A 22,951-nucleotide genomic window follows, 5' to 3' on the forward strand; every position below is an offset into this window, starting at 1 on the left:
CGCGCTCGCCTCGGATGTCACCGCACACAAAGTGAAATCAGGACATACCGTTTTGTTTTCAAATCATGCCGATAAGGCATTAGTGCTCGCGGTCGCGCTCGTCCAATGTAGCCGGCAAAAGTTGGCTCGGACTGCAATGAGTCGACAGTTTCAATGGGAAGGAACGGATGATGAAGCGCACCGGAATGCTGTCCGTTGTGGCTCTGGCAGGATTGATCGTTTCGTCCGCAATGGCCCAGACATCCGATTCCTCGATCACGGTGGAAGGCGGCAAGATCCGCGGCATCGCGTCCGATGTTGCCGATGTCACCGTCTACAAGGCGGTGCCGTTCGCCGCGCCGCCGATCGGCGCCAACAGGTGGAAAGCACCTCAGCCCGTCGTGCCATGGTCCCGCGTCAGGGACAGCAACGCGTGGCCGAACCGGTGCTACCAGCTCGCCAGCGCCAATCCGCCGGGAACGTTCTACTTCGACGAATATTATTGGGACCCATCGAAGGATCCCAAGAACAGCGAAGACTGCCTCTATCTCAACATCTGGGTCCCGGCGAAACCTGCCGGCGCGTCGCTCCCGGTGATGGTCTACTACCACGGCGGCGGTAACCGCCACGGCAACAATTCCGAGGTCGAGTTCAACGCAGCCAAGCTCGCCGCCAAGGGCATCATCGTCGTCTCGGCGGCCTATCGGCTGAACATCATGGGCTTTCTCGCTCTGCCTGGAATGACGGAGGAGGGCGCCGGAAATTTTGCGATCCTGGACGCGGTGGAAGCGCTGAAATGGGTGAACAGGAACATCGGGGCGTTCGGTGGTGATCCGGGTAAGGTGACGATTACCGGCCAGTCGGCCGGGTCGCGCAATGTCAGGAGCGTTCTGTCCACGCCGCTGGCCAAGGGCCTGTTCCAGCGCGCGATCATGCACTCCAGCCCCACCGTGATGGCGCAGCCGGGAAAGCCGAACTACGTGACGCTCGAGGCAAAGACGGCCGCGGCCGGTCCGGTGTTCCAGAAGTATTTTCCCGGCAAGACGCTGGACGATCTGAGGAAGCTTCCGGCGGAGGAGTTTTACAAGGATCCGGCAAAGATCGACGACATGTATGCCGTGACCAGCAACATGTATGCGGTCATCGACGGCAAGGTTCTGACCGCGGACTCGGTCGATCTGCTGAAAGAGGGCGCACTCAACGGCGTTGACGTCATCATCGGCACGGTCGCCGACGAGCGGACGGCGCTGGACGGCGCCCCCGACAAGGTCATGGAAATCCCGGCCTTCCATGCCTATTGGAAGAAGCTCCTCGGCGACGAGCTCTATGCCAAATATGCGTTCGAGAAGCTCTATCCGGCCTCGACCACGCGCGATGCCTACCGCCAGCACCTCAAGGCGCAGGCCGACCTGCTGCTCGAGCAAAACCGGATCGCGGGTTCACAGCTCGCCGCGAGAAACCCGTCGAGCAAGGTCTACGTGTATTACTTCGATCACCCCACGCCCGGACGCGATCGCGAGTACTACGGCGCCTGGCATTCATCGGACCTCTGGTACACCTTCAACTCGCTTCGCAACGAACCCGGTCAACGCGCGTGGACGCCCTATGATTTCGAGCTGGCGGAACAGGCCTCGTCGATGTGGGCCAATTTCGTGAGGACAGGCGACCCCAATGGAGAGGGCTTGCCGGCCTGGCCGCGGAGCAGCCGGTCCAACAACGGCACGTACTTGTCGTTCGGTGAGAAGTCGACGAGCGCGACCAGCGCCTCGCCTTATCTGGGCACGACCGCCGAGCGCCGGAACGCGCTGTTCCACGATTACCAGATGACGTTCTACGGGGTCAGCGAGTGAGCTGAAGCCCGCATGACGCCTTTCCCCGCGCCGCGCGGCTTGAGAGGCGGGATTTCCTCGGCACATCTCGGTTCGGCGAGCGGGCAGCGCGTGCGGAACCGGCAGCCGGAGAAGGGCGCCCAATTCCGTCATGAGGCCATGTCCAGTTCCGCCAGCGGGCGGTCTCGGCGAAGAGCCCGTCCATGTAGCGGATGAACTCCGCACGGCGCGTCACCGCGCGGGAATATTGCGAGCCAGTCACTTCCGAGGCCCATTCGAAGCGCGTGCGCGCATAGGGCGTAAGCTGGCTGAAGGTCGCTTCATCGCGCAGATCGGCGCCGAAGTCGGTGATGAGCTCGGCGGCGGCGCGTACCGTGCGCAGCACGTCCCGTGCCATCGGCCCGACCGCGGTACAGAACACCGCAGAGCCCAACCCGCCATGCCGCGGCACACGCCCGAAGCTCGGCAGAAAGCCGAAGATGCCGCATTGAGCCGACGGCAGACGGATCGAACCCCCGGAGTCACTGCCGATGGCCAGCGGCCCGAAGCCCGAGGCCAGGAGCGCGGCGAGGGCAGGATGTTGCGCTGGCCGCGACAGCAGCGCACGAATGCCGACCGCTCGAATGACCTGAGCTCGAACAGGGCACATGGCTGCTTCAGATCCAACCCGAGCCGACAGCCGTCTCAGGCTGCCCCATATCCATGATTCGCATAAGGTATATTATGGAATATATTTATATACAATCAGATCAGATATTTAGCTGAAATTCCTGCCACCACACCTTCGCCCCTCCGGCATTTTCGGTTCGCGCCTCGAACGTCCTCCCAGCTCTTGACGGCTACTGTGCATGGGGTTGTTTTCCGCATTTTTGAATCCGGCCCATGTGGCGAAAGCCGATATTGCCGTGGCGTTGTCCGGCTGCAATAAGCGAGGCTTCGCGAGATCGCAGATGACCTGCTGGCCGTCCGTCCGTATAGGTTTGCATCTCACAACAAAAACAAACCTTCCGAGGAAGCAGACCCATGGTCTTTTCGACGCGCTTTTCCCGACGCACGCTTCTCAAGGCCTCCGCCGCGACCGCGGTCCTGGGCGGCATTGGCGCGCCCCATGTGGCCCGCGCCCAGAGCGCCGAGTTCACCTACAAATATGCCAACAACCTGCCGGACACCCATCCGCTGAACGTGCGCGCCAAGGAGATGGCGGCGGCGATCAAGGCCGAGACCAACGGTAAGTTCGACCTCCAGATCTTCCCGAACAACCAGCTCGGTTCCGACACCGACATGCTGAGCCAGATCCGTTCCGGCGGCGTCGAGTTCTTCACGCTGTCGGGCCTGATCCTGTCGACCCTGGTGCCCGCGGCCTCCATCAACGGCATCGGCTTTGCGTTCCCGGACTATGACACGGTCTGGAAGGCCATGGACGGCGACCTCGGCGCCCATGTCCGCGGCGAGATCAAGAAGGCCGGTCTCGAGGTCATGGACAAGATCTGGGACAACGGCTTCCGTCAGACCACGTCCTCGTCCAAGCCGATCACCGGTCCTGACGATCTCAAGGGCTTCAAGATCCGCGTGCCGGTGTCGCCGCTGTGGACCTCGATGTTCAAGGCGTTCGACGCCGCGCCCGCCTCGATCAATTTCAGCGAGGTCTATTCCGCGCTCCAGACCAAGATCGTCGAGGGCCAGGAGAACCCGCTGGCGATCATCTCGACCGCAAAGCTCTACGAGGTGCAGAAATACTGCTCTTTGACCAACCACATGTGGGACGGCTTCTGGTTCCTGGCCAACCGCCGCGCCTGGAGCGCGCTGCCTGAGGACGTGCGCACCATCGTCGCCAAGAACATCAACGCCGCCGCCGTCAAGGAGCGCGAGGACACCGCCAAGCTCAATGCCAACCTCCAGCAGGAGCTCGCGGCCAAGGGCCTGACCTTCAACCAGCCCACGGTGGCGCCGTTCCGCGACAAGCTGCGGACCGCCGGCTTCTATGCCGAGTGGAAGGGCAAATATGGCGATCAGGCCTGGGACCTGCTGGAGAAGGCCGTCGGCAAGCTGTCGTAACGCGTTGGGGCCGTCATGGCTCATGTCGAGGTTGAGGTGACCGAAGTGGCGGGCGAGGTGGCTGTTCAGCCCCCTCGCCGATCCTCATTGCTGGCTTCGCTCGAACGCCTCCTCGGCCTCGCCGTCGAAATCCCCGCCGCGGCCCTGGTGGTCGCCGAGATCGTGATCCTGTTTGCCGGCGTGGTCGCGCGCTACGGCCTGCACCGGCCGCTGATCTGGTCGGACGAGCTCGCCTCGATCCTGTTCCTGTGGCTGGCCATGCTGGGCGCGGCGGTCGCATTCCGCCGCTCCGAGCACATGCGCATGACCGCGGTCGTCGCGAGTGCCAGGCCTGCGATGCGGGCCTATCTCGATCTGGTCGCCACCGCTGCGGCACTGGCGTTCCTGGCGCTGATCGTCTGGCCGTCCTGCGACTACGCCTATGAGGAAAGCTTCATCACCACGCCGGCGCTCCAGATTCCGAACATCTGGCGCGCAGCGGCGCTGCCGGCCGGCATCTGCCTGATGGCGGCATTCGCGCTGTTGCGACTGCTGCGCGCCGCCGATGTCCGGATGGTGCTGACGGCGGTGATGACGGTTGCCGTCATCGTCGGCCTGTTCTGGCTGGCGCAGCCTTATCTGCGGCCGCTCGGCAATCTCAACCTCGTCATCTTCTTCGTCGGCGTCGCCGGATTCTGCGTCTTTGCCGGCGTTCCCATTGCGTTCGGCTTTGGCCTTGCGATCTACGGCTATCTGGCGCTGACCACGCGCACGCCCGTCATGGTGCTGATCGGGCGGATGGACGAGGGCATGAGCCACCTCATCCTGCTCTCGGTGCCGCTGTTCGTGTTTTTGGGGCTATTGATTGAAATGACCGGCATGGCGCGGGCCATGGTGGCGTTCCTGGCGAGCCTGCTCGGGCATGTCCGCGGCGGCCTGCATTACGTGCTGGTCGGTGCCATGTATCTCGTCTCCGGCATCTCAGGCGCCAAGGCGGCGGATATGGCGGCCGTCGCGCCAGTGCTGTTTCCGGAGATGAAGCAGCGCGGCGCCAAGCCCGGCGACCTCGTCGCGCTGCTTGCCGCGACGGGAGCCCAGACCGAGACAATTCCGCCGAGCCTCGTGCTGATCACGATCGGCTCGGTCACCGGCGTCTCGATCGCCGCGCTGTTCACCGGCGGCCTGCTGCCTGGCGTGGTGCTCGCGATTACGCTCTGCATGCTGGTGTGGTGGCGCTACCGCCACGAGGACATGAGCCATGTCCGCCGCGCCACGGGCGGCGAGATCGGCAAGACCCTCGTCGTCGCCCTGCCCGCGCTCGCGCTGCCTTTCGTGATCCGCTACGCCGTGGTCGAGGGCATCGCCACCGCCACCGAAGTCTCCACCATCGGCATCGTCTATGGCGCCCTGGTCGGCCTCCTCGTCTACCGCCGCTTCGACTGGCGCCGCCTGTTTCCGATGCTGGTCGAGACCGCGGCGCTGTCGGGTGCGATCCTGCTGATCATCGGCACGGCCACCGGCATGGCCTGGGGCCTGACGCAATCCGGCTTCTCGCGCTCGCTGGCGGCGGCCATGACGGGATTGCCGGGCGGCTCGGCGACCTTCATCGCCGTGTCCATCCTGGCCTTCACCATTCTCGGCAGCGTGCTGGAGGGCATTCCGGCGATCGTGCTGTTCGGGCCGCTGCTGTTTCCGATCGCGCGTGCCGTCGGCGTGCACGAGGTGCACTATGCCATGGTGATCATTCTGGCCATGGGCATCGGATTATTCGCCCCGCCCTTCGGCGTCGGCTATTATGCCGCCTGCGCCATCGGACGCGTCGACCCGGCCGAAGGCATCAGGCCGATCTGGGGCTATCTGCTGGCGCTGCTGGTGGGATTGATCATCGTCGCGATCTTCCCGTGGATCTCGATCGGATTTCTTTGACGCGGTTTAAGGAGGGTGTCGATGAGCGAGCGGCAGAACCCGTACAATATCGGCCTCGACAAGACCCCCGCCAACTACGTGCCGCTGTCGCCGCTGAGCTTCCTCGCGCGCAGCGCCGCGGTCTATCCCGATCATGTCAGCACGGTCTATGAGGGCCGCAGCTTCACCTGGGCGCAGACCTACGAGCGCTGCCGGCGCTTTGCGTCCTGGCTTGCCGGCAAGGGCATCGGCGTTGGCGACACCGTTGCGGCGATGCTGCCGAACATCCCGGCGATGAACGAGGCGCACTTCGCGGTGCCGATGACCGGCGCCGTGCTCAACGCGCTCAACATCCGCCTCGATGCGCCCTCCATCGCGTTCCAGCTCGATCATGGCGGGGCGAAGATCATCCTGGTCGACCCCGAGTTTTCGGGCGTCATCACCGACGCACTGGCGCAGATGACCGGACCAAAGCCGTTCGTGATCGATGTCGACGATGCCGCCTTCAAGGGTGGCAAGCGCATCGGCGAGATCGAATATGAGGCGGCGCTCGCGCTAGGCGATCCTGATTTCACCGCGATCCCGCCGAAGGACGAATGGGACGCGATCGCGCTGAGCTACACCTCGGGCACCACAGGCAATCCCAAGGGCGTCGTCACCCATCATCGCGGCGCGTATCTCAACGCCGTCAGCAACATCCTTGCAGGCCAACTCGGTCAGCATCCGGTCTATCTCTGGACGCTGCCGATGTTCCACTGCAACGGCTGGTGCTTCCCCTGGACCATCGCGGCCGCAGCCGGCATCAATGTCTGCCTGCGCAAGGTCGAGCCGACCAAGATCTTCGAGCTGATCAAGACCCACGGCGTCACCCACATGTGCGGCGCGCCGATCGTCTACAACACGCTGATCAACGCGCCCGACGCGCCGAAGGGTAACGCCGCGCGCCGCGTCGTCGGCCTGATCGCCGGCGCGGCGCCGCCGGTCGCCGTGCTGGAAGGCGCGGAAAACATCGGCATCAAGCTGACGCATGTCTACGGCCTGACCGAGGTCTATGGCCCCGCCTCCGTCTGCGCCGAACAGCCCGGCTGGGACGAGCTGCCTGCGGCCGAACGCGCGCGCATGAAGCGCCGGCAGGGCGTGCCCTACCCGCTCGAGGAAGGCGTCACCGTCATCAATTCGCAGACCATGCAGGAGGTGCCGCGCGACGGCGAGACCATCGGCGAAGTCATGTTCCGCGGCAACATCGTGATGAAGGGTTATTTGAAGAACGAGAAGGCGACGAAGGAAGCCTTCGCGGGCGGCTGGTTTCACACCGGCGATCTGGGCGTGCTCGACGAGCACGGCTACGTCATCATCAAGGACCGCTCCAAGGATATCATCATCTCCGGCGGCGAGAACATTTCCTCGGTCGAAGTCGAGGACATCCTCTACAAGCACCCGGCCGTGCTGTTCGCCGCCGTGGTCGCAAAACCCGATCCGAAATGGGGCGAAGTGCCCTGCGCCTTCGTGGAGCTGAAGGACGGCGCCAGCGCGACCGAAGCCGAGATCATCGCCTTCTGCCGGTCGCATATGAGCGGCTTCAAGACGCCGAAGGCGGTCGTGTTCGGACCGATCCCGAAGACATCCACGGGCAAGATCCAGAAATTCCTGCTGCGCAACGAGGTCGGCTCGGCCAAGGCGATTTCGGCCTAGGCTGGCACCGGCGTTAGTCACGTAGAGACGCGGATTGACGTGTGTGGCCGCGCTCACCCTGATTCGTCCTGAAACCATTCGTGCATGCGCGATGACATCAGGACACGCCAAGAAAAGATTGGAAAACATTAGAGACACATTTACGATTCTGCGTCGTCGGATTCGCTGCTTTCACCTGATTCGCCGCGCGGGCTGCGCGGCAGGTGTCCGGCGCGGTTGGGGCGCTTCATGCGGTTTGTGTCTTGAGCGCAGACGTAGGTGTGCGTCTGGCGCTGCTGCTATTGACGGCCGGATTGCTGCTGCCGCGCGCCGCTGACGCGCAGGTCATGCGCGAGTTCGGCGCATTCGGAGGCGCCGAGAACGTTGGCCCTCCGGGCCCGAACGCGCCGGGCAACGGTTTCAATAATTTGGGCGGCGGCAACAATTTTGGCGCCATGGGTGGCCCCATGTTCGGCGGCCCGCAGACATCCGGCCTTGGTGGCGCGCCGATCGGCAGTGGCGGTGCCGGCGGCATGCAACCGAACTATGGCTGGAACAACACCGGGCCGCCGGGACTCGCCGGCGCGGCGCGGTTCGGCATGCAGCAGGCCTTTGGCGGCGGCTCCAATAGCGCATCGCAGGGCGAGACGGCGCAGGCGACGTTCCTGGCGATGACACAGTTCACGCAGACCCTGCTCGATCCCGCCGTCGACGGCCGCGGGATCGGCCCCGCCGCGCTCGACGCAGAGCTGACGGCCTACGCCGATATCGGCAATGATCCGACGCATGGCGGCATCGGCCGCGAGGCCTATGGAGCGATCTACGGCAGGCCCTCGCTGGCAGCCGAGCACTGGAACGTCTGGGCGGCCGGCTTCGGCGGTTCGCAGGTGTCGACCGGCGGCACCGGCTCGGCCAGCCGCAGTTTTGGCACCGTCGTCGGGGCCGATTATTCGCTCTCGCCGGAGACCCGCATGGGCTTTGCGCTGGCCGGCGGCGGCACCGGCTTCGCCAACAATTTTTCAAGCGGCCGCGCCGATCTCTTCCAGGCCGGCGCCTTCGTCAGGCACACGGTCGGATCAGCCTATGTTGCGACCAGTCTGGCTTACGGCTGGCAAGCCATCAGCAACGATCATCCGGTGACGCCGGCCGGCTCCGGCCAGTTCGCGGCGGCGATCAACGCCAACGCCTATTCCGGCCGCCTCGAAGGCGGCTATCGTCTTGCCACGCCCTGGCTCGGCATCACGCCCTATGCAGCGGCGCAGGTCACCACCTTCCGCCTACCCTCCTCCTATGCGCCGCAGCCACCCGACGGAGCCAATGCGGTTTCGGCCTCGCCCGGCGGCGACAGCTTCACCGACAGCCGTACCGAGCTCGGCTTGCGCACGAGCGCGTCGCTTGCCTTGCCGGGAAGCGCGGTGAACCTGCGCGGGCGACTCGCCTGGGCGCATGATTTCAGCGCAGGGCAATCGATCCCGGCAGCGTTCCAGTCCTTGCCCGGTCAAGGATCTATCGTAGGCGGCACGGCATTGGCGCCGAACGCCGTGCTGACAGGCGTTGCAATCGAGCTGCGCGCGATGAACGGCTGGTCCGCCTCGGCAAACTTCGACAGCGAAGTGTCTAGCCTGATGCGCTCCTATACCGGCAAGACCGTGCTGCGCTACGCTTGGTGACCAGGCGCACCGATGACGGCGCGCGGGCGCCCTCACCGGTTCACGCACATGGCCGTCACATCTTCTTGTAGGCGTCGACCAAGGCCTGGCCGTCGGCGCCGGCCTTCTTGAGCCAGTCGGCCGTGAGCTGCTCGCCGATCTTCTGGAAACCGGTCTTGAGCGCCGGGCTGGGCGGCTCGACGGTCATGCCCTTGGCCTTGAGCTGATCGATGTACCAATTGGCCTTCTCCTCCCAGGCCTTCCAGCCGCGCGTCTCCGCGGTGGCCGCAGCCTTGAGGATGGCCTCCTGCGTCGGCTTGTCGAGCGCCTCGAACGCGGCCTTGTTGACGAAAGTGTAGTCCTTGGGGATCCAGGCCTGCACATCGTAGAAGTACTTCAGCGACTCCCAGGCCTTGGAATCGTAGCCGGTTCCGCCCGACGACATGAACGAGTTCACCACGCCGGTCGCGAGCGCCTGCGGCAGCTCGGCCGCCTGGATGGTGACCGACTGGGCGCCGACCAGTTCGCCGATGCGCGCCGTCCCGACATTGTAGGCGCGCCACTTCAAGCCCTTCATGTCCTCGATCGAGGCCAGCGGCTTGTTGACGTAGACGCCTTGCGGCGCCCACGGCACCGCAAACAGGAGCTTGAGACCCTGCGCCTCGAGCTTCTTTGTGATCAGCGGCTTGGAGGCCTGATAGAGCTTCTTCGAGTCCGGAAAGCTGGTCGCAAGGAACGGCACGACGTCGACACCGAACACCGGGTCCTCGTTCTCGTGGATCGACAGCAGCACCTCGCCCATTTGCGCCTGTCCGGTCATGACCGCGCGCTTGATGTCGGGCGCCTTGAACAGCGAGGCCCCCGGATGAACCGTGATCTGAAGCTTGCCGGACGTGGCAGCATCGACGTCCTTGGCGAAAGCGACCAGATTCTCCGAGTGCGGATTGTCGGCAGGGTACGCCGCCGGCAGATTCCATTTGGTCTGGGCCAGGGCCGGCGTTGCGGCCAGCATGGCGCCGGCGATCAGGCCTGCGTGGATGAAACGGGACTTCATCGGACGTCTCCTCATGGTCGAATTGAGATCAGTCGGGGAAAGCGAGCTTTGGCAGCAGCAAAACGATCTGCGGATATTCCGTGATGATGAACACGGCAGCCAGCAGCAGGACGAAAAACGGGAATGCCGCCCGCGCGACGGTCAACGTATCGCGGCCGCTCATGTTCTGGAGCACGAACAGATTGAAGCCAACCGGCGGCGTGATCTGCGCCATCTCGACATGGATAATGAGATAGACGCCGAACCAGACCAGATCGAGCCCGGCCTGCTTGACCATCGGCAGCACGATGACCGCCGTCAGCACGATCATCGAGATGCCGTCGATCAGGCATCCCAGGATGATGTACATGATGCTCAGATACAGCGCGAGCATGCCCGGCGTGAGCTGCTGGCCCTGAACCCAGGTAGCAAGCGCCGCCGGAATGCCGGTATAGGCCATCGCCGCCGTGGTATAGGCCGCGCCCGCCAGGATCAGCATGATCATGCAGGTCAGGCGCGTCGCGCTCATGATGCTCTCAAGGAAGTTCTTGCGCGTCAGCGTGCCGCTCCACCACGCCAGCAGCAGTGCGCCGGCAACACCCCATGCGGCGCATTCGGTCGCGGTCGCAAAGCCGAGCACGAGCGAGAGGAACACCGCCAGGATCAGCAACAGGCAAGGCGCGAGCCTTGCCGACTCGCGCAGCTTCGCCCGGAACGGCATCGGCGGATCGCGCGGCGGAACCTTGCCCGGGTTCAGCAGCGACCAGATGATGATGTAGCCGGAATAGAGCACCATCACGAGCACGCCCGGCAGGAAGCCGCCGAGGAAGACCTGGAGCACGGAGACGTTGGCAGTGACCGCGTAGACGACCATCGGAATCGAAGGCGGGATCAACAGACCAAGCGTGCCGGAGCCCGCGAGCGAGCCGAGGCTCAAGCCCTTGTCGTAGCCGCGCTTGTCGAGTTCGGGCAGCGCGATCTTGCCGATGGTCGCGCAGGTCGCCGCCGAAGAGCCCGACACCGCCGCGAAGATGCCGCAGCCGATCACGTTCACATGCGTAAGGCGCCCGGGAAGCCACTGGACCCAGGGCGACAGGCCGCGGAACATCTCCTCGGACAATTTGGTGCGGAAGAGGATCTCGCCCATCCAGATGAACAGCGGCAGCGCGGCCAGCGTCCAGGACGAGCTTGCGCTCCAGGTGGTGGTCGCGAGCACCGAGCCGAGCGGCAGGCTCGTGGTCAGCGCCATCGCCACGAAACCGACGAGCCCGAGCGAAACCGCGATCCAGACCCCGCTTCCCAGCAGCAGGATCATGACGCCGAGCAGGATGAACGACAGCTCGATCATGCCGAGATTGGCCATGGTCAACCTCCGCCGCCCTGCGAGATGCGCTCGATGAACTCGTCCGGCGTCTCGTCGGGCGAGCCCTTCTCGTAGCTCGGCCGGTTGCCTCCGACGACGCTGATCATCTCGTCGATCAGCGCGATCGACAGGATCACAAGACCGCCGGCAAAGCCGAGCTGTGGAATCCAGAGCGGAAGCGCAACGACCCCTTGCGCCACGTCGTTGAAGCGCCAGGAATCGTACGCCATCTGCAACGCGTGTCGGGTGAAATAGAGAATGAAAGCGGTCGCAATCCCGAGCGCGACGACCTCCGCGACCTGCTTGGTACGACCGTGCAGACGCTCCAGCAGCAGGCCGACGCGGATCATCTCGCCGCGTTTGAATGTGTGGGCGAGACCCAGAAACGCCATCGCTGCCATGCACCAGGATGCGAAATCATCTCCGGCCGGAATGTTGAGTGCAAACTGCCGCCCGACCGACATCACCATCATGATGGCGAAGATCGCGACCAGGAAGGCGCCCGCGGCAAAGCCTGCGGATAGATAAAGCAGATCCAAAGTGCGTCGGACCATTCCGACAGCCTGTACATCGTCGCCGTGCCCTGCCACGCGGCCCCCATCCTCATACTGCGGCGCAATCAAACCCGGCGATAAGCTGGCCTTGCCTGATTATCGCCTCCCGCCAACGCCTGTCTTTGAGACGTTAGACCAACACGATGCGGCTCGCGAAAGCAAGGAGCATGCCGGCCCGCGGCCGATTTCCACGGGATACGCTCAGTGCGTCTCCAGCCGCAGGCCATCATACGCCGGCACCACGCCCGATGGCAGCGACTGCCGGATGACTTCGTAATCGACGTCGGCCGTCATGTTGGTGATGACCGCACGCTTCGGCTTGAAACGCTCGATCCAGGACAGCGCGTCGTTGATGCTGAAATGGCTGACATGGTTGGTGTAGCGCAGTCCGTCGACGATCCAGAGGTCGAGATTTTCCAGCGCGCCCCAGCTCTCGCGCGGGATGTCGTTGAGGTCGGGCGTGTAGGCGGCGTCCCCGATGCGATAGCCGAGCGCGGGAATGTTGCCGTGCTGAACCAGGAAGGCCGTCATGGTCACGGCGCCGCCCTTCCCCAGAACAGTCTGGCTTTCGCCCGCCTCGATCGAATGCCGCGTCAGGATCGGCGGGTAGTCGCTGCCCTCCGGCGAGATGAAGCAATAGGAGAACCGCGCCATGATGTCCTTGGCAGTCGACTGGTTGAAATAGGTCGGGATACGCCGGCGCATGTGCATGACGACCGAACGCAGATCATCCATGCCGTGGGTCTGGTCGGCGTGCTCGTGGGTCAGGAACACCGCATCGATGTGATCGACATTGGTCGAGAGCAATTGCTCGCGCAAATCCGGCGAGGTGTCGATCACGATCCGCGTGGTGCCATGCTCGGACGTCCGTTCGACCAGCAATGAGCAGCGTCGCCGGCGGTTCTTCGGATTACTCGGATCGCAGGCGCCCCAGCCGAGCGCCGGGCGCGGCACGCCGGCGGAGGAGCCGCAGCCCAGGATCGTCAGCGTCAGCGTCATGCGGATCCCAACCTCAAGCTTTCACCTTGGAGAACAGGCGGAAGAAGTTTTCTGTGGTCTGGCGTGAGATCTCGTCGAACGACACGCCGCGGGCTTCGGCAAGCACCCTGGCAACCTCGACCACATAGGCCGGCTCGTTGCGCTTGCCCCGGAACTTGCCGGGCGCAAGGTAGGGCGAGTCTGTTTCAACCAGAATACGGTCGGGCGGCAACTCCGCCGCCAGGGCGCGCAGGGCCTCCGACTTCTTGAAGGTCAGGATGCCCGTGAAGCCGATATACAGGCCGAGCGACACCGCCTTCAGCGCCAGCTCGCGCCCGCCGGTGTAGCAATGCAGCACGGCCCGAAACGATCCCTTGGCCGCCTCCTCCTCCAGGATGCGACCGCAATCCTCGTCCGCCTCGCGGGTGTGGATCACCAGCGGCAGGCCGGTCGCGCGCGCGGCCGCGATGTGGGCGCGGAAGCCCCTCGCCTGCGCCTCCGGCGAGCCGTCGTCGTAGAAATAGTCGAGCCCGGCCTCGCCGAGCGCCACGACCCTGGGATGCTGCGTCAACGCGATCAGCTCGTCCGGCGAGATGCCATCCTCCTCATCCGCGTTGTGCGGATGGGTGCCGACCGAGCAATAGACATCGTCGAAGCGCTCGGCGATGGCCAGAAGCTGCTTCAGCTTTCGCACCCGCGTCGAGATCGTGACCATGCGCCCGATGCCGGCCGCACGCGCACGCGACACGATCCCGTCGAGATCCTCCGCAAAGTCCGGAAAATCCAGGTGGCAGTGACTGTCGACCAGCATCGTGCGAACGCCTCTAGGCCGCCGGCTCGATGTAGCGCGGGAACGCCGGCGTCGGCGCAGGCAGCGTCGAGCCGGGCACGATGCGCTTGTCGCCGCCGAGCGTTGCAAAATTGCGCTCGGCTTCGGGGACACCGAGGCTGTCGAGCAGCAATCGCGAAGCGGTCGGCATCGCCGGCTGAGCCAGGATCGCGATCTGGCGCACGACCTCGGCGGTGACATAAAGCACCGTCTTCTGCCTGGCAGGATCGGTCTTGGCGAGCGCCCAGGGCGCCTCACCAGCGAAATAGCGGTTGGCTTCCGCGACCACGGCCCACACGGTGTTGAGCCAGTGATGGATCTGCTGCGTCGCCATCGCCTCGCGGCTTGCGACGAGCATACCGTCGGCCATCGCCAGAATGGCCTTGTCGTTGTCGCTGAATTCGCCCGGCTCCGGCAGCACGCCGCCGAGTTGCTTGGCGATCATCGACAGCGAGCGCTGCGCGAGATTGCCGAGATCGTTGGCGAGGTCGGCATTGATGCGCGCGACGATGGCCTCGTGGTTGTAGTTGCCGTCCTGGCCGAACGGCACCTCGCGCAGGAAGAAATAGCGCATCTGGTCGACGCCATACTGATCGGCGAGGTTGAAGGGATCGACGACATTGCCGACCGACTTCGACATCTTCTCGCCCCTGTTGAACAGGAAGCCATGGGCATAGACCCGCTTCGGCACGGGAATGCCGGCCGACATCAGGAACGCCGGCCAGTGCACCGCGTGAAAACGGATGATGTCCTTGCCGATGATGTGCACGTCCGCCGGCCAATAACGCCAATTGGCATCGGTCTCGTCCGGGAAGCCCAGGCCGGTAATATAGTTGGTGAGCGCGTCGACCCAGACATACATCACGTGCTCTTCGTCGTCCGGCACCTTGACGCCCCAGTCGAACGTCGTGCGGGAGATCGAGAGATCACGCAGGCCGCTTTTCACGAAACTCATCACCTCGTTGCGGCGCGAGTCCGGGCCGATGAAATCGGGATTATCGGTATACAGCTTGAGCAGCTTGTCCTGATAGGCGGACAGGCGGAAGAAATAGCTCTTCTCCTCGACCCATTCGACCGGCGTGCCCTGCGGACCGAGGCGCACGCCGTCGTCATTCAGGCGTGTCTCATCCTCGGCGTAATAGGCCTCGTCGCGCACCGAATACCAGCCGGAATAGCTGTCGAGATAGATGTCCCCATTGGCGGCCATGCGCCGCCAGATTTCCTGGGTGGAGCGGTGGTGCTGCTCTTCGGTCGTGCGGATGAAACGGTCGAACGACACGTTGAGCCGCTCGTCCATCGCCTTGAAGCGGGCGGCGTTGCGGGTCGCGAGCGCAGACGGCGTCAGGCCCTCATTCTGCGCGGTCTGGATCATCTTCAGACCGTGCTCGTCGGTGCCGGTCAGGAAGAACACGTCCTTGCCGTCGAGCCGTGCAAAGCGCGCCAGCGTGTCGGTGGCGATCGCCTCATAGGCGTGGCCGATATGCGGACTGCCGTTGGGATAGGCGATCGCGGTCGTGATGTAGAAGACATTGTCGCGCGCCGGCGTCGCAGCGGGCGCAGCGGCTTGCGGAGCTGCAACCGGCTTCGGCGCGCGGGGCGCCTTCGGTTTCGATACCTTGGACTTCACAGCCTTCGGCGGCGTGGCAACAGGAGCCGGCGCGGTGATCACGGCAGGCGCAGTCGCCTTTGCCTTCCTGGCCACCTTCTTCGCCGGAGCTTTGGCTAGTTTCTTGGCCGCTTTCTTCGCCGGCTTCTTGGCGACGACCTGCTTCTTCGCAGTCTTCTTGCCGGCCTTCTTTGTCGTCTTCGCAGCGCTCTTCTTCAGGCCCTTCTTGGCGGCGGCCTTCTTGGTCTTCTTGACCTTCTTGGCAGCTTTGTGCGCGAGCGCCTTCACGGCCTTCTTGGTGGCCTTCTTCGCAGCCTTCTTGCCGCTTTTGCGCTTGACGGATTTTTTAGCTCGCGTTGCCACGACGAATTCCTTTACCGGCTTCTCAAAATTTGGAAACGAACCTGCGTTAGGCTGTTGTTTTGAGCATAATCCTCTCGGAAAACCGCTACATACTTTTCCGGATCATGCCCTAGCGCGTTGCGTCCGCCAGCCAGCCGAACACCGAGAAAACCAAGGGCTTACGCTCCAGATTGTAGGTTTCGGTGTCGCGCGCGGCGCGGACGATCTTTTCCCATACCTCGGCTAGGCGCGCAAGGCGCGGCAGGTTCTGGTTGGCATTGGCCTCGTCCGCATGCAGGCGTTCCGCGATCCAGCGATCGATGCCGTCGATGAAGGCCGCAAGCGCGACGCGGTCGCTGGTGCCGAGCGAATCGCCGAGCGTGTGCAGTTCACGCGGATCGACCTGCGGCAGGCGCGCCAGCAGCGCCGCCGTGCGCTGCTGGAGTTTCAGCGCGTCACCGCCGAGCAAGGTCAGTGCCCGCGCGACGCTGCCCTCCGAGGCCTCCGCCGCTTCGCGCAATGCCAGATCGGTCGGAGCAAGACCGGCCGCTTCGGCGGCCGCACTGATCACCTCGTCCGTGCCGAGCGGCCGCAGGCGCAGCTTGCGACAGCGTGACTGAATTGTGGCGAGCACGCGCGCAGGCGCGTGGCTCACCAACAGAAACAGCGATTGCTGCGGCGGTTCCTCGAGGATCTTCAGCAGCGCGTTGGCCGCATTCGGATTGAGCTCGTCGACAGTATCGACGATGCAGACGCGCCAGCCTTCGGCGGCTGCCGTCGAGCCGAAGAACGAGATCGTCTCGCGCGTCTCGTCCACGGTGATCACGGTGCGCATCACGCCACGGTCGTTTGCCGTGCGCTCCAGTGTCAGCAGCCCGCCATGTGACTCTGCGGCAACCTGGCGCGCCACGGTGTTCTCAGGGTCGACTGCAAGGCTCTCGGCACGCTGCACGGCAGGCGAGAGCGGCTGACCGTGGGCGAGCACGAAGCGCGCCATGCGGTAGGCCAGCGTCGCCTTGCCGATCCCCTGCGGGCCGCCAATCAGCCAGGCATGCGGAATGCGCCCGCTGCGATAGGCCGCAAGCAGCGCCGTCTCGGCCTCGCAATGGCCGAACAGACGGCTGGTCTCGCGCGGGTGCGGAATGGCGCTCTCGCGCTCGGCCTGACGCGGGCTCATACCGACACCGCCGAGGCCGGCGTCGGAAGGAGACGCTCGCGCAGTGCCGTCCAGATGCGCCCTGCGACCGTATCCGGATCGGAATTGGCATCGATCAGCACGCAGCGCTCGGGCTCGTCCGCCGCGATCTTGAGATAGGCATCGCGCAGACCCTGGTGGAAGCTGAGCTGCTCGCCTTCGAACCTGTCTGGCGTGCCGCTGCCGCGACGGACGGCGGCGCGCTGGAGGCCGATCTCGACCGGCAGGTCGAGGATGATGGTGAGGTCCGGCTTGAGATCGCCGATCGTGACGCGTTGCATCGCGTTGATCAGAGCCGGCGAAACCCTGCCGAGGCTGCCCTGATAGGCGCGCGTGGAGTCGGCGAAACGGTCGCACAGCACCCAGGCGCCCTGGTTGAGCGCGGGCTGGATCACAGTGCGGACATGATCGTCGCGGGCGGCGGCGAACAACAGCGTCTCGGCCTCGGGTCCAAGCAGCTTGCCCATGCCCGACAGCACCAGATGGCGCATGATCTCGGCCCCCGGCGAGCCCCCGGGCTCACGCGTCACGAGGGTGCGCATCCTGGCAGCCTTGAGCCGATCGGCAAGCTTCTTGATCTGGGTCGACTTGCCCGCTGCCGCACCACCCTCGAAAGTAACAAACTTGCCTCGCAAGCTGCAGGGACCATATTGCGTAATACCGAGTTTGCTCATGAGCGTGTTGGTCGAGGCCCTTTCAGCAATTTGGGATAGTTCGAGGTGGTCACAACAACCAAGAACCTGTACGTATTGCTCGGAACTCTTTGCGTGAAGCGTACAAAATGGGAACGGAACGATGTTGCATGGTGGCGAGTCGGTTGCTGAGCTTCAAGCCCATATGGAGAATGTCTATAGGAAAGCCAATGGCGAGTTGGGGATAGAGGCGATTTTGGCGCGGTTGGTCGAAGCAGTATCCGACACGACCTCACCGTTCGAGATGAACGACTATCATTCGACCTTCGTGAAGGCCCTCTCTTGGTATTTCGCTTTTTGTAACCGGACCAGCATTGACGTCCAATCGTGCGTAATTGGTCGTTACCCGCAACTATGTCCCACTTGCTTGGCAGGCGTCTGCGTATGTGAGCGGACGCACAAGTTGCCCCAAAGAGCCAGCTACCTTGCCGGCAATCGGGAAGAAACACTTCGCGGTCGAGCCGACAGTCTCATTCTCAGCCAGAAGCTTGACGAGGGCAAAAGCCATCCGTTTGATCTTAATCGCTTTGCTCATATTTTTTCAGACATCTATCCCGTAAACCTAGCCCGGTGGCGCGTAAACAGATTCTTCTTCCCGGCAAAATTACTGCGCGAAACCGGAAAGCTGGCAAACGGATTTAGAAAATATCGAAATGCCAGCGAGGCGAACGCAAGCGGAGCCAAAAAGAGACTAGAAAACGACTCCGCGGACTTCTTTGCATGGCTCGTTGGATATTGGAGCTTGGTGGGATTTGAGCGCCGAGACGATGATTTGCAGCAAAAATTCACTGAAAGGTATAGGCTCGGTTGTCCTTACTGCGACCAAATTCCTTGCGCCTGTCCGCGTGAACGGAGGCTCGGCAATAGGGCTGAATTCGTCTCTTTCAACCTTTTAAATGAGTCCCCTGATCTGGCTCGAGAACTCAAAAAACGGCTAGATCAAGTGATCGACTCTTTGGGGCCACACCCCGAGCTTGCAGAAAAGTATGGACAGGAGCTGAAGAAGGAAGCAGCAGCCGGAGCTGACCCTAGAAAGACCCTCTCGAAGATCGCAGAAAAAGCCAGACAACTCGATGCCACAACCGGCAACGCCGAAAACATTGCGCGGCGAGTTAGCAGCGTTATGGAGTTGATTGAGCGGAGTATTTCTTTTTTAGGCTGAAGCGCGCGACGACGCTCTCTTCGATGGTCTGCCAAGTAAGGTCTATTCCCTTGGTCGCGTCTACAAGGTGACATCGAGAAGGCTGGAGATTTGCGATTTCTGTGAAGCCTCTACGAGCCCTTTCGTGGAATTCGGTTACAAGTTTTTCGTACCGATTTTCCAAGCCGCCGCGTTGGAGAGCACGTGTAACACCGAGATCGCTAGGAGCGTCTAAAATAAAGGTGAGATCCGGCTCAAGACCGAAAGTCACACGTTTGTTTAAGATGTCTAGAAAATCTCGATCCACGCCGTGCCCAAAGCCTTGGTACGCAACTGTCGAATCATAAAAGCGATCACAGACTACCCAAAGCCCAGCCTTCAACGCAGGCAGGATTGTTCGGTTTACATGATCTCTGCGAGCAGCAAATAATAAAAGAGTCTCGGAAAGCGAATCCCACCTATCCTCGTCTCCGGTGACGAGTAATTGCCTAATCTGATCAGCTCCATCGGAGCCGCCTGGCTCCCTCGTTACGACTGCTTCGATTCCCGCGGATCTTAAGAATTCTACGAGAAGTCCGCACTGCGTGGATTTACCCACTCCCTCCCCGCCCTCCATCGTAATGAAGCGACCGCGATCTGAAGCGGCGGGCACGAAGATGGAATCATTCTCACTCATGGTCAGAGCTTCTCGGCGCCTGCGCGGAACGTGCCGATCACGAGCTCGCTGGCGCCGTCGATGGCGCGGCGCATGGTCGAGCCGGTGCCGACCGCTTCAGCCGCATAGACCGGCGTCTCCACCGCGATATTGCCGCTGCGCCAGACCTTGACCACGCCGACCTTCTGGCCGGCTTCGACCGGGGCCCGCACCGGACCGCTATAGACGACACGCGCGATCAGCTTGTCGCTGCCGTTCTTATGCACCATCACCTTCACGGGCGTCTTGGCGACCAGCTTCACCGAACGGCTCTCGCCGCCGAACACCTTGGCATAGCCGACCTGCTGCTCAGCCGCGATCAGCGTACGGGTCTCGAAATTGCGAAAACCCCATTCCAGCATCTTCTTGGCTTCCGTGGCGCGATCGTCGGGATCTTCGAGCCCGTTGACGACGACGATCAGCCGCGTGCCGTTCTGCACCGCCGAGCCGACCATGCCGTAGCCGCCCTCCTTGGTGTAGCCGGTCTTCAGGCCGTCAGCGCCGTCCATCGAATTGAGCAGCGGATTGCGGTTGGGCTGGCGGATCTTGTTCCAGGTATACTCCTTCTCGCCGAACAGTTTGTAGAACTCCGGAAAGTCCAGAATGATGTGGCGGGCGAGGATACCGAGCTCCCGCACCGTCATCTTGTTGCCGGGGTCGGGCAAGCCGTTGGAGTTGCCGAAAGTCGACTTGGTCATGCCGAGCTCGCGGGCGCGCTTGGTCATGAAGTCGGCGGCAAAGATCTTTTCATTGCCGGCGATGCCTTCGGCCAGCGCGATGCAGGCATCGTTGCCGCTCTGGATGATCGCGCCGTGCAGGAGATCGTCGACCGAGACCTTGCTGTTGATGGCGGCGAACATGGTCGAGCCGCCCGACGGCGCCCCACCCTTGCGCCAGGCATTCTCGCTGATCCGGTATTCGTCGGTCAGCTTCATGTCGCCCTTCTTGATGGCGTTGAACACGACCTCCGCCGTCATCAGCTTCATCATGCTGGAGGGTGCGCGCAGCTCGTCGGCGTTCTTCTCGAACAGCACGCTGCCGCTGGAGGCCTCGATCAGGATCGCGGTGGGGGCATCGCCGTCAAAGCCGGAATCTTCCGCCTTCTTGGCGCCCTGGATGCTCTGGTTGGCGGCGTTGAGCGCCCCGCCCCAGCCGATGCCCGCGACCAGAGCCGCAGCGATCAGCCCGCGCACCAGCGCCCCGGCGGTGAACCGGTTGCGGTGGAGCGGAAAAAGACGAAATGCCATGGCCAAGCCCTGAGAGCGGCGTTCTAACAGTTGGAACCGGCGCGAACAACACGAGGCTGGTCGCCGCCCCCGAGATTGCACGATTCTCGTCACGCCCCTATCGTGGCACCTCATATTTCGCGACCAAACCCCTGAAACAAGGCGGAAAAGCGATGCCTTCCACCCGCGTGATCAAGGCCAACGGGATCGATCTGTTCATCCGCGAAGCCGGCCAGGGCCCCCTGGTGGTGCTGTGCCATGGCTGGCCGGAATTGTCCTATTCCTGGCGCCACCAGATTCCGGCGCTGGCAGCCGCCGGCTTTCATGTCGTCGCCCCCGACATGCGCGGTTACGGTCAGAGCGCCGCGCCGGCTGATGCGAGCGCCTATTCGATCTTCGACACGGTCGGTGACATCGTGGGCCTCGTCCAGGCGCTCGGCGAGAGCAAGGCGATGGTGGTCGGCCATGATTGGGGGGCGCCGGTTGCCTGGCATGCGGCGCTGTTTCGGCCCGACATCTTCACGGCGGTGGCGGGCTTGAGCGTGCCGCCGCCATTTCGCGGCCGCGGCAAGCCGCTCGACCTGCTGCGCCAGGGCGGCGTGACCAACTTCTACTGGCAGTATTTCCAGGCACCGGGAGTCGCCGAGGCCGAGTTCGAGCAAGACGTCGCCCGCACCATGCGCATCGTGCTCGGCGGACGCGGCCTTGCCGATCCCTCCGCGGCGATGTTCGTGCCGGAGGGCAAGGGCTTTCTCGGCCACGCGACCGTCGAGGAGCCCCTGCCCGCCTGGCTCAGCGAAGCTGACCTTGCCTATTTCACCGAGACCTTCCGCAAGTCCGGCTTCCGCGGCGGGCTGAACTGGTATCGCAACCTCGACCGCAATTGGGAACTGACGGCGCCCTGGCAGGATGCGCAGATCCACCAGCCCGCGCTGTTCATCGCCGGTTCGAAGGACGCGGTCATCACCGGCCTGATCGGCGCCAAGCGCGTCAACGAACTCGAACGCGTACTCCCAAATCTCACGCGAAGACTGATCATCGACGGCGCCGGCCATTGGGTCCAGCAGGAGCGCCCCGACGAGGTCAACGCCGCGCTGCTGAAGTTCCTGCGCGAGACGGCTGCGCGCTAGGCGAGATCTTTCCTCATTGCAATGTGGGAGCTCCCCGGCTGCCCGACCTCGGCAAATCCCTGCCGCAGGTAGAACCAGCGCGCCGGCACATTGGTCGCGAGCACCGAGAGTGTCAGCGCCACGACGTTCCGCTGCCGTGCGCCCGCTTCGAGAGCTTCGATGATCTGGGTTCCAACGCCGCGACCGCACGCGTCCGGCAGCAGCGCGATATCGACGATGTGCCAGCGCTGGCTTGCGCAATCAAGCAGCAGCCGGCCGATATCGCCCCCGTCTCGTGTGACGATCGACGAGATCGCGCCTGGAAATTGCGCGGCATAGCCGGCCGTCTGGCTGCGGAATTGTTGTTCGAGGATCTGCTCGAGGATCGGCCCAGACAACCCTGCCGCGATGAATTGTTCGCCCCTGACCTCGCGGAAGAGCCGCCACGTGAACGACGCGTCAGAGGAATTGCTTGGCCGCAGTCGCAAATCCGGATCGTTCGGAATAATGTGGAGCGACGCGCTGCCGTCAATCATGCCTACGCGTTATTGAAGCTCGGAAAGATACCGCCGGTGGCGATGCACCAGACCAAGGCCTGAGTCGGCTGCATGTTGTCGTGAGGCAGGCCCTGCCCGGTGAATGTGACGGCGTTGCCCGAAAAGGTGAGATTGCCGGGCGGATCCACGAAGCCGTTGAACACCGGATTGAGCGCGACCATGTTCATGCCCGTCCCAGGACCGGGCGCGGCATTTTGCGCGGAATTGCTGCCGAGTTGCAGCGCGTGCGTATGCATCGCCATGTTGTCGGTGGTCAAACTGACCTGGGCGCTGCCGACGGTCTCGCCGACCACGCGCGGCTGCAATCCCGGCCCGGTGCCCTGACTGACCGTGACCGAGCCGTTCAGATTTGGCAAAGCGAAGTTGGTCGTGCCGTTGCCGCCAAAGTTGGTGCCGATGAGCGCATACAGCGGGGTGAAGCCTTGAATGGCGACGAGCTGCCCGAAGCAAGGCAGCCATATATTGTTGAAGCCGCCAACCGCAAAGGCAAACGGAAACGCCTGGATTTCGCCAATGAAGGGATCTGACATGTTGCTTTCCTCGGGACGAGCGCGATACGCGGGCG

20 protein-coding genes are annotated in these 22,951 nt (G+C 63.4%); 7 read left to right on the plus strand and 13 right to left on the minus strand.

The window, feature by feature from the left end; all coding sequences use genetic code 11:
• The first annotated feature begins 167 nt into the window (after positions 1-167).
• On the plus strand, positions 168-1,829 hold the full coding sequence (locus AC1RUR_RS30980) for a carboxylesterase/lipase family protein (RefSeq protein WP_492851126.1): 1,662 nt from the start codon (positions 168-170) through the stop codon (positions 1,827-1,829).
• On the opposite strand, the gene AC1RUR_RS30985 is transcribed toward AC1RUR_RS30980, so the two are convergent.
• Entirely contained in the window at positions 1,819-2,457 is a 639-nt protein-coding gene (locus AC1RUR_RS30985; RefSeq protein ID WP_492851128.1) for an amidase family protein, read from the minus strand. The genes AC1RUR_RS30980 and AC1RUR_RS30985 overlap by 11 nt on opposite strands.
• Positions 2,458-2,831: 374 nt before the next feature.
• Between AC1RUR_RS30985 and AC1RUR_RS30990 the strand changes: the two genes are divergently transcribed.
• From AC1RUR_RS30990 to AC1RUR_RS31005, 4 genes are all read left to right on the plus strand, one after another.
• Positions 2,832-3,863 (plus strand): TRAP transporter substrate-binding protein, encoded by a 1,032-nt coding sequence (locus AC1RUR_RS30990; protein ID WP_492851130.1) that lies wholly within the window; start codon positions 2,832-2,834, stop codon positions 3,861-3,863.
• Between the two features lie 15 nt (positions 3,864-3,878).
• Complete coding sequence (locus tag AC1RUR_RS30995) at positions 3,879-5,768, plus strand: TRAP transporter large permease (protein ID WP_492851132.1); 1,890 nt, start codon at positions 3,879-3,881, stop codon at positions 5,766-5,768.
• Positions 5,769-5,789: 21 nt separating this feature from the next.
• Positions 5,790-7,439 carry an acyl-CoA synthetase gene (locus tag AC1RUR_RS31000; protein ID WP_492851134.1) on the plus strand — a complete coding sequence of 550 codons (1,650 nt, stop codon included), beginning with the start codon at positions 5,790-5,792 and terminating at the stop codon, positions 7,437-7,439.
• 242 nt (positions 7,440-7,681) lie between these two features.
• Positions 7,682-9,088 (plus strand): autotransporter outer membrane beta-barrel domain-containing protein, encoded by a 1,407-nt coding sequence (locus AC1RUR_RS31005; RefSeq protein ID WP_492851136.1) that lies wholly within the window; start codon positions 7,682-7,684, stop codon positions 9,086-9,088.
• A 55-nt stretch (positions 9,089-9,143) separates the two neighbouring features.
• Here the strand turns inward: AC1RUR_RS31005 and AC1RUR_RS31010 are convergent, their stop codons facing one another.
• The 8 genes from AC1RUR_RS31010 to tmk (AC1RUR_RS31045) all read right to left on the minus strand — a co-directional run bounded on the left by AC1RUR_RS31010 (position 9,144) and on the right by tmk (AC1RUR_RS31045) (position 17,641).
• The gene (locus AC1RUR_RS31010; protein ID WP_492851138.1) at positions 9,144-10,121 is read right to left on the minus strand and encodes a TRAP transporter substrate-binding protein; all 978 of its coding nucleotides are present in this window, start codon (positions 10,119-10,121) and stop codon (positions 9,144-9,146) included.
• Between the two features lie 28 nt (positions 10,122-10,149).
• Positions 10,150-11,463, minus strand: a complete 1,314-nt coding sequence (locus AC1RUR_RS31015) for a TRAP transporter large permease (protein ID WP_492851140.1) — start codon at positions 11,461-11,463, stop codon at positions 10,150-10,152.
• A gap of 2 nt (positions 11,464-11,465) precedes the next feature.
• A complete protein-coding gene (locus AC1RUR_RS31020) occupies positions 11,466-12,017 on the minus strand; it encodes a TRAP transporter small permease (protein ID WP_492851142.1) in 552 nt (183 codons plus the stop codon).
• Between the two features lie 201 nt (positions 12,018-12,218).
• Positions 12,219-13,016 (minus strand): MBL fold metallo-hydrolase, encoded by a 798-nt coding sequence (locus tag AC1RUR_RS31025; RefSeq protein WP_492851144.1) that lies wholly within the window; start codon positions 13,014-13,016, stop codon positions 12,219-12,221.
• Between the two features lie 13 nt (positions 13,017-13,029).
• On the minus strand, positions 13,030-13,806 hold the full coding sequence (locus tag AC1RUR_RS31030) for a TatD family hydrolase (RefSeq protein WP_492851146.1): 777 nt from the start codon (positions 13,804-13,806) through the stop codon (positions 13,030-13,032).
• Positions 13,807-13,819: 13 nt separating this feature from the next.
• A complete protein-coding gene (gene metG, locus AC1RUR_RS31035; RefSeq protein WP_492851148.1) occupies positions 13,820-15,793 on the minus strand; it encodes a methionine--tRNA ligase in 1,974 nt (657 codons plus the stop codon).
• A gap of 109 nt (positions 15,794-15,902) precedes the next feature.
• A complete protein-coding gene (locus AC1RUR_RS31040; protein ID WP_492851150.1) occupies positions 15,903-16,949 on the minus strand; it encodes a DNA polymerase III subunit delta' in 1,047 nt (348 codons plus the stop codon).
• Positions 16,946-17,641 (minus strand): dTMP kinase, encoded by a 696-nt coding sequence (tmk, locus tag AC1RUR_RS31045; protein ID WP_492851152.1) that lies wholly within the window; start codon positions 17,639-17,641, stop codon positions 16,946-16,948. The genes AC1RUR_RS31040 and tmk (AC1RUR_RS31045) overlap by 4 nt, the downstream gene beginning before the upstream one ends.
• A gap of 121 nt (positions 17,642-17,762) precedes the next feature.
• On the opposite strand from tmk (AC1RUR_RS31045), the gene AC1RUR_RS31050 reads away from it, so the two are divergent.
• A complete protein-coding gene (locus AC1RUR_RS31050) occupies positions 17,763-18,821 on the plus strand; it encodes a hypothetical protein (protein WP_492851154.1) in 1,059 nt (352 codons plus the stop codon).
• On the opposite strand, the gene tmk (AC1RUR_RS31055) is transcribed toward AC1RUR_RS31050, so the two are convergent.
• A complete protein-coding gene (gene tmk / locus AC1RUR_RS31055) occupies positions 18,781-19,476 on the minus strand; it encodes a dTMP kinase (protein WP_492851156.1) in 696 nt (231 codons plus the stop codon). The two genes, AC1RUR_RS31050 and tmk (AC1RUR_RS31055), sit on opposite strands and share 41 nt — an antisense overlap.
• 2 nt (positions 19,477-19,478) lie before the next feature.
• Positions 19,479-20,741 (minus strand): D-alanyl-D-alanine carboxypeptidase family protein, encoded by a 1,263-nt coding sequence (locus tag AC1RUR_RS31060; RefSeq protein ID WP_492851158.1) that lies wholly within the window; start codon positions 20,739-20,741, stop codon positions 19,479-19,481.
• Positions 20,742-20,893: 152 nt separating this feature from the next.
• On the opposite strand from AC1RUR_RS31060, the gene AC1RUR_RS31065 reads away from it, so the two are divergent.
• Positions 20,894-21,850 carry an alpha/beta fold hydrolase gene (locus AC1RUR_RS31065; RefSeq protein ID WP_492851160.1) on the plus strand — a complete coding sequence of 319 codons (957 nt, stop codon included), beginning with the start codon at positions 20,894-20,896 and terminating at the stop codon, positions 21,848-21,850.
• Here the strand turns inward: AC1RUR_RS31065 and AC1RUR_RS31070 are convergent.
• Together AC1RUR_RS31070 and AC1RUR_RS31075 are read right to left on the minus strand one after the other, a co-directional pair.
• The gene (locus tag AC1RUR_RS31070) at positions 21,847-22,365 is read right to left on the minus strand and encodes a GNAT family N-acetyltransferase (RefSeq protein ID WP_492851162.1); all 519 of its coding nucleotides are present in this window, start codon (positions 22,363-22,365) and stop codon (positions 21,847-21,849) included. The genes AC1RUR_RS31065 and AC1RUR_RS31070 overlap by 4 nt on opposite strands.
• Positions 22,366-22,367: 2 nt before the next feature.
• Entirely contained in the window at positions 22,368-22,916 is a 549-nt protein-coding gene (locus tag AC1RUR_RS31075) for a phage tail protein (protein WP_492851164.1), read from the minus strand.
• Between the last annotated feature and the right edge of the window lie 35 nt (positions 22,917-22,951).

It is taken from the genome of Bradyrhizobium sp. GW821-FHT12B03 (assembly GCF_058807535.1).

Excerpts from the sequence above, each read along its gene's own strand:
- AC1RUR_RS31015 (WP_492851140.1), bottom strand. The coding sequence starts at position 11,463 with ATGGCCAATCTCGGCATGATCGAGCTGTCGTTCATCCTGCTCGGCGTC.
- AC1RUR_RS30980 (WP_492851126.1), top strand. The coding sequence starts at position 168 with ATGATGAAGCGCACCGGAATGCTGTCCGTTGTGGCTCTGGCAGGATTG.
- tmk (WP_492851156.1), bottom strand. The coding sequence starts at position 19,476 with ATGAGTGAGAATGATTCCATCTTCGTGCCCGCCGCTTCAGATCGCGGT.
- AC1RUR_RS31030 (WP_492851146.1), bottom strand. The coding sequence starts at position 13,806 with ATGCTGGTCGACAGTCACTGCCACCTGGATTTTCCGGACTTTGCGGAG.
- AC1RUR_RS31075 (WP_492851164.1), bottom strand. The coding sequence starts at position 22,916 with ATGTCAGATCCCTTCATTGGCGAAATCCAGGCGTTTCCGTTTGCCTTT.
- AC1RUR_RS31060 (WP_492851158.1), bottom strand. The coding sequence starts at position 20,741 with ATGGCATTTCGTCTTTTTCCGCTCCACCGCAACCGGTTCACCGCCGGG.
- AC1RUR_RS31065 (WP_492851160.1), top strand. The coding sequence starts at position 20,894 with ATGCCTTCCACCCGCGTGATCAAGGCCAACGGGATCGATCTGTTCATC.
- AC1RUR_RS31070 (WP_492851162.1), bottom strand. The coding sequence starts at position 22,365 with ATGATTGACGGCAGCGCGTCGCTCCACATTATTCCGAACGATCCGGAT.
- AC1RUR_RS31040 (WP_492851150.1), bottom strand. The coding sequence starts at position 16,949 with ATGAGCCCGCGTCAGGCCGAGCGCGAGAGCGCCATTCCGCACCCGCGC.
- AC1RUR_RS31020 (WP_492851142.1), bottom strand. The coding sequence starts at position 12,017 with ATGGTCCGACGCACTTTGGATCTGCTTTATCTATCCGCAGGCTTTGCC.
- AC1RUR_RS31010 (WP_492851138.1), bottom strand. The coding sequence starts at position 10,121 with ATGAAGTCCCGTTTCATCCACGCAGGCCTGATCGCCGGCGCCATGCTG.
- AC1RUR_RS30990 (WP_492851130.1), top strand. The coding sequence starts at position 2,832 with ATGGTCTTTTCGACGCGCTTTTCCCGACGCACGCTTCTCAAGGCCTCC.
- AC1RUR_RS31000 (WP_492851134.1), top strand. The coding sequence starts at position 5,790 with ATGAGCGAGCGGCAGAACCCGTACAATATCGGCCTCGACAAGACCCCC.
- AC1RUR_RS30985 (WP_492851128.1), bottom strand. The coding sequence starts at position 2,457 with ATGTGCCCTGTTCGAGCTCAGGTCATTCGAGCGGTCGGCATTCGTGCG.
- AC1RUR_RS31050 (WP_492851154.1), top strand. The coding sequence starts at position 17,763 with ATGTTGCATGGTGGCGAGTCGGTTGCTGAGCTTCAAGCCCATATGGAG.
- tmk (WP_492851152.1), bottom strand. The coding sequence starts at position 17,641 with ATGAGCAAACTCGGTATTACGCAATATGGTCCCTGCAGCTTGCGAGGC.
- AC1RUR_RS31025 (WP_492851144.1), bottom strand. The coding sequence starts at position 13,016 with ATGACGCTGACGCTGACGATCCTGGGCTGCGGCTCCTCCGCCGGCGTG.
- AC1RUR_RS30995 (WP_492851132.1), top strand. The coding sequence starts at position 3,879 with ATGGCTCATGTCGAGGTTGAGGTGACCGAAGTGGCGGGCGAGGTGGCT.